Origin of the sequence: Actinosynnema sp. NPDC023658 (assembly GCF_040639995.1) — a bacterium.
In the GTDB taxonomy this organism is placed as follows: Bacteria; Actinomycetota; Actinomycetes; order Mycobacteriales; family Pseudonocardiaceae; genus Actinosynnema.
Genome location: NZ_JBFAAX010000610.1, coordinates 1 through 3,419, shown reverse-complemented (window position 1 = coordinate 3,419; position 3,419 = coordinate 1). Strand labels below are relative to the sequence as shown.

Annotated in this window: 4 protein-coding genes and 1 pseudogene; 2 read left to right on the top strand and 3 right to left on the bottom strand. The window is 73.8% G+C overall.

Features of this window, described 5'->3' with window-relative positions; all coding sequences use genetic code 11:
* From AB0G02_RS32075 to AB0G02_RS32065, 3 genes and pseudogenes are all read right to left on the bottom strand, one after another.
* Nucleotides 1-410 (bottom strand): NTP transferase domain-containing protein (locus AB0G02_RS32075; protein WP_360801600.1); only part of this gene is annotated, 410 nt, incomplete at its 3' end.
* Nucleotides 411-414: 4 nt separating this feature from the next.
* A pseudogene (locus AB0G02_RS32070) lies at nucleotides 415-591 on the bottom strand (helix-turn-helix transcriptional regulator); the annotation flags it as partial.
* Between the two features lie 46 nt (nucleotides 592-637).
* Complete coding sequence (locus tag AB0G02_RS32065) at nucleotides 638-1,465, bottom strand: alpha/beta hydrolase (RefSeq protein WP_360801603.1); 828 nt, start codon at nucleotides 1,463-1,465, stop codon at nucleotides 638-640.
* A gap of 391 nt (nucleotides 1,466-1,856) precedes the next feature.
* Here AB0G02_RS32065 and shbA point away from each other — a divergent pair, with 391 nt between their 5' ends.
* Both shbA and AB0G02_RS32055 read left to right on the top strand, forming a co-directional pair.
* Entirely contained in the window at nucleotides 1,857-2,555 is a 699-nt protein-coding gene (gene shbA / locus AB0G02_RS32060; RefSeq protein ID WP_360801597.1) for an RNA polymerase sigma factor ShbA, read from the top strand.
* Between the two features lie 22 nt (nucleotides 2,556-2,577).
* The gene (locus AB0G02_RS32055; RefSeq protein WP_360801594.1) at nucleotides 2,578-3,348 is read left to right on the top strand and encodes a PfkB family carbohydrate kinase; all 771 of its coding nucleotides are present in this window, start codon (nucleotides 2,578-2,580) and stop codon (nucleotides 3,346-3,348) included.
* Nucleotides 3,349-3,419 lie beyond the last annotated feature (71 nt).

Here is a 3,419-nt window from a genome sequence, read left to right as displayed (position 1 = left end):
ACGGGGGGGCCGGGTGCGCCGTCTAACGTGGGGGGCGCCAGCGCCGCGGGTGACGCCGACGCCCGCACGCGTTCGACCGCCGCCGCCGTGACGCCCGGCGTGTCCACCGGCAGCACGACGACCGCGTCCACGCCGGCGCCCGTCAGCGCCTCCAGGCCCGCGCGCAGCGACGAGCCCATGCCGGTGGCCCAGTCGGGGTTGTCCACCACGACGCAGCCGTCCAGCGCCGCCCGCGCGCGCACCGACGACGCCGCGGCGCCGAGCACGACGACGACCGGCGCGCACCCGGCGTCCTTCAGCACGCCCGCGGCCCGGTCGACCCACAACTCCCCGCCGTGCGACACCAGCGCCTTCGGACCGCCGAACCGCCGCCCGGCACCCGCGGCGAGCAGCAACCCCGCGACCCTCATGGGGTCACACTAAGGCCCGGTGCCCCTTCAACTCGGCCCGGCTGGCCACCGCCAACTTGCGGTAGACCCTGGTCAGGTGCTGTTCCACGGTGCTCACCGTGATGTGCAACCGCAGGGCGATCGCGCGGTTGCTGTGGCCACACGCGGCGAGGGTGGCGACCCTGCGCTCCGAGTAGGTCAACTCCGTCATACGCGAGAACACGTGCCGCACGGCGGCACCGGTTCAATCAGGACGAGAGATGCTCCAGGATCAGCGACGTCAGCACCTCCGGCGCCTCCTCCGGCACCCAGTGCGACAGGTCCTCCAGCATCTCGAACCGGTACGGGCCGGTGACCCAGTCGCCGGTGGCCAGCGCCGCGGTCGAGCCGAACGCCACGTCCTCCGTGCTCCACACGTACATCGTCGGCACGGACACCTTCCCGGCCTTCCCACCCGGCCGGCCGGCGCGGTACCAGTTCAGCGCGGCGGTCAGCGCGCCCGGCTCGGACAGCCGCCGCACGTACTCGTCCACCCGGCTCGGCGGCACCCGCCACTCGAACATCTGCCGCAGCGCCGCGCCGTCGTCCGCGAGCATCCGCTTCTCGGTGCCGCTGTTGCGCCACTCCGTCATGTACCCGGACCGCAGGTGCTGGTCCTCGTCCGTGCGCAGGGCCTCGGCCAGCGCGCCGGGGTGCGGCGTGGACACCACGGTCAGCTTCCGCAGCCGCTCGGGGTGCTCGGCGGCGGTCCACCAGGCCACCGCGCCGCCCCAGTCGTGGCCGACCAGGTCGAACGCCGACCAGCCGAACGAGTCCGCCACCGCGAGCACGTCACCCACCAGCGCGTCGACGCCGTAGTCGGCGGCACGCTCCGGCCGCACGCCGGGGGAGTAGCCCCGCTGGTCGAACGCCACCGCCCGGAACCCCTCGCGGCCCAGCACCGCCACCTGGTGCTCCCACTCCGAGGCGGCCTCCGGGAAGCCGTGCAGCAGGAGCACCGGCCTGCCGTCCTCGGGGCCCGCCGCGATCGCGTCGAAGTCGCCCTCGTCGGTCCGCACGCTCAGCTGTTCGATCACCGTGCTCGTCAACCCCATCCTCGCCCGGTCCACGCGTTCCGCCGCGCATTCTCCCGTGGCGGTCCGCGCCGACGTCCCCCGCGCCGCCCTCCCCGGCGGCCGCCCGGCCGCCACGACCCCGTTCCGGCCGAGGTGGGAGTCCCGCCCCCTTACTCCGAAGCGGGGTTTCGAGTGGGCTGTGCGGGTGTCCGGCAGTACGCCACGGTGTAGCAGCGGAGGCCGTCACTCGGCCGTTCGGCTCATCCACGGTCACGGCCGGGTGCCGTTCGGGTCGCTCGCCCCCCGATCGTGGTCAGCTTTTGGGGTGTTCCGTATCAGGAGCGTCGCTGCGCGCTCCTCATCAATGAGCCGGGATGCGCCGGAGGGTTGACGAGCGTGAGGAGGTCGCCGGATGGTGCAGCACGCATCCGTGCGAGCCGACGTCGAAGTGGGGGTCGGCGCGGTCCGCGACGACACGGACGTACCCGGTCGTCCCGAGGTCAGGCTGGTCGTGGGCGGGGGCCCGCACCGGGTGACCGCGCAGTGGCTGGCCGAGGCCGAGCTGTCCGAGCTGGTCAACGAGGCGCTGGTGGGGGACCCGCGTGCGACCGGCCAGCTCCTGGCGCGCATCCAGCCGCTGGTGCTGCGCTACTGCCGCGCGCGGGTCGGCTCGCGCGAGCGCACGCTCGTCTCGGCCGAGGACATCGCCCAGGAGGTGTGCCTGGCCGTCGTGTCCGCGCTGGGCACCTACCGCTACGAGCCCGGCTCGTTCCTGGCCTTCGTGTACGGGATCGCCGCGCACAAGGTGGCCGACGCCCGGAGGCGGGCGGTGCGCAGCCGGTCCGAGGTCGTGCCCGAACTGCCGGACACGCCGACCCTGGAGGCCGGGCCGGAGCAGCGCGCCATGACCGGCGAGCTGATCGGCCACATCACGCAGCTGCTGCGGAAGCTGCCCGAGCGGCAGCGCGAGATCCTGGTGCTGCGGGTCGCGGTGGGCCTGTCGGCGGAGGAGACGGCGGTCGCGGTCGGCTCGACACCGGGAGCGGTGCGCGTCGCGCAACACCGTGCGCTGGCCCGTATGCGCGAGATGTTCGCGGCTGTCGACGGCTGACCCGGCCTGGCATCGTAAGGCCATGGCCGTCACGCCTCCGCTCGTGCCCGCGCTCGTGCCGGACCCGTCGTCCTCGCCCGGATCGAGTCCGGACACCGCCTTCGACGTGCTGCTGTCCGGGACGGTGTTCCTGGACATCATCTTCACCGGCCTGCCCCGACCGCCCGCGCCGGGCACCGAGGTGTGGGCCGAGGGGCTGGGCTCGTGCCCCGGCGGCATCGCCAACCTCGCCGTGGCGCTGAGCAGGCTGCAACTGCGCACCGCGCTGTCGGCCGCGTTCGGCGAGGACGTCTACGGCGACTTCTGCTGGGAGGTCCTGGCCGAGCAGGAGGGCGTCGACCTCAGCTACTGCCGCCGGTTCTACGGCTGGCACTCCCCGGTGACCGTGTCCATGGCCATGGACCGCGACCGGTCGATGGTGACGCACGGCCACCGGCCGCCGGTGTCGGCCGACGAGATCCTCGACCCGCCGCCCCGCACGCGTGCCTGCTTCGTGCACGTGGCCGCCGAGGACGAGCGGTGGGTGGCGCAGGCCAAGGATCAGGGCGCCCTGCTGTTCGCCGACATCGGGTGGGACCGGACCGAGCTGTGGGCGCCCGAGCTGCTGCGGCGGCTGGAGCAGTACGACGTGTTCCTGCCCAACGACGCCGAGGCCCAGCGGTACACCCGGGCGGACACCCCCGAGCGCGCCGCGCTGGCGCTGGCCGAGCACGTGCCCGTGGTGGTGGTGACGCGCGGCGGCGGTGGGGCGGTGGCGGTCGACTCGGGCACCGAGACTGGAGCACACAGCTGACAACATTTCGCCCGGAGCGACCGCCTGCTCCAGATTTGCTCCAGCTCGGCCGCCACAGTCCACAGTGGACG

What these genes read in the sequence shown, in the direction of transcription:
- shbA (WP_360801597.1), top strand. Translation starts at nt 1,857, where the DNA reads ATGGTGCAGCACGCATCCGTGCGAGCCGACGTCGAAGTGGGGGTCGGC.
- AB0G02_RS32055 (WP_360801594.1), top strand. Translation starts at nt 2,578, where the DNA reads ATGGCCGTCACGCCTCCGCTCGTGCCCGCGCTCGTGCCGGACCCGTCG.